At 27.6% G+C, this 1,617-nt stretch carries 1 protein-coding gene; it reads left to right on the top strand.

What is annotated here, in order from left to right; translation table 11 throughout:
* The first annotated feature begins 153 nt into the window (after positions 1-153).
* The gene (locus tag ACFSSB_RS15485) at positions 154-1,359 is read left to right on the top strand and encodes a DUF3883 domain-containing protein (protein ID WP_379905941.1); all 1,206 of its coding nucleotides are present in this window, start codon (positions 154-156) and stop codon (positions 1,357-1,359) included.
* The last annotated feature ends 258 nt before the right edge of the window (positions 1,360-1,617 follow it).

Raw genomic sequence — 1,617 nt, 5'->3', positions numbered from 1 at the left:
CAACAGCGTATATAAAAAATAGCTAGGCATTTGACATCAGCATTTTTTTTTGTTTATTTATAAAGTAAAAGCAAATACGAAAGATAGTTAGCTAATTATACGCTACATTTCATATACGCAAACGTTGCCAACCATTAAAAAATTACGCTCTGAATGATTGAAATTAACGAGAAAACTTTTGAATACGCTTTAACTGAATTCAAAAATATTGTGGAAAAAGACACGAATGAAGAACTCGTTGAATTTAGAAAAAATAGTTTCATAAATGAACACGAAAACTACAAATACAAAGTTTTAGAAGAAGCAAAAAACAGTCTTTTAACCAAAACTTGGAAAGAGAATGAAATTGGAAATGGTAGAATTTTAAAAGCAGTAAAAGATTCAATTCAGACAAATGTCATTTATAATTTTGAAACTCATCAAAACAATTTAATTGATTGGAGAAAAAAGGATAATTTCAGTAAACTAAAAGCAAATCCAAAAAACGAAAAATTACTTTTTGAGTTTTTTAAAAGTAAAATTAAAGACGAAAAAGCATTTGACCAATTTTCTGAATTAGGATTTTCATATCAATTAATTGCATATTTATTCTTTATTAAAAATTCTCAAAAATATCTTCCAATTTCACAAACGAGATTTGATTTAATTTTTAGTTCTTTAAATATAGATTTAAAAACAAGCCATAATTCATCTTGGGAAAATTATCAAGATTTTGTTGGAATTATAAAACAATTTCAAAATTATCTCAAAACAAAGTTTAACGGAATTGAATTACTTGATGCTCATTCGTTTTTATGGATTTATGGATTTCAATTTGAGAAAGCTAAAGAAAAGATTGAAGTAAAGTTTAAAACCACAAAAACAGTCGAAAAGAAAAAACCTGAATTACCAAACTACGAACCGAGAAAAGCAGTTGATTTGGAAACTTTGGTCGAGCCTGAAACTGAAATTGACTATATAGAACAACTTAAAAAGCAAATGGAAATCGGAGATTTAGCCGAAGAAATTGTTTTAAAAAACGAAATAGAATTTTTAAGTCAAGAATTTCCAGATTTAGCGGAAAAAGTTCGTTCAGTTGCAAATAATCCGAAACTCGGTTTTGACATAATTTCATTTGAAACTAATGGAACACAGAAACAAATTGAGGTTAAGGCTATTTCAACAAATAAATCAAACAAAAGTTTTTTTCTAACTCGAAATGAATTGAGAAAATCAAAAGAATATCCGAATTATTATTTATACTGCGTTTCTGAATTAAGTTCTGAAAAACCGAAAATATTGAGAATAAAACAACCGAATTTTGAAAATGAAAATGAATTTAAGATGGAACCTTTGACATATAAAATAACATTCGAATAAAAAAATAACGGTTGGCAACACCGTATATAATTTATTGCTGGCTTCTTGCCTACTTACGAAAGTCCTCGCGGACTTTCTTGGTCGGTAATTATTTACTAAATTAGTTGCTTAAACCACGCAACAAACCATATACAAACACGTTGTGCGTAAGTTGAGAAAAACTGAACTCTGAATGAAAAATAGATTTCTGAAAATAATAAAACGAATTTTAATAACGGCTTTGATTCTTCTCGTCTTTGTGTTTATATCAAACGAAAT

This window comes from Lacinutrix gracilariae (assembly GCF_042684485.1).
In the GTDB taxonomy this organism is placed as follows: Bacteria; Bacteroidota; Bacteroidia; order Flavobacteriales; family Flavobacteriaceae; genus Oceanihabitans; species Oceanihabitans gracilariae.
Note: the sequence above shows the minus strand (reverse complement) of the source record. Positions and strands in the feature narration are given on the sequence as shown.

Excerpts from the sequence above, each read along its gene's own strand:
- ACFSSB_RS15485 (WP_379905941.1), top strand. The coding sequence starts at position 154 with ATGATTGAAATTAACGAGAAAACTTTTGAATACGCTTTAACTGAATTC.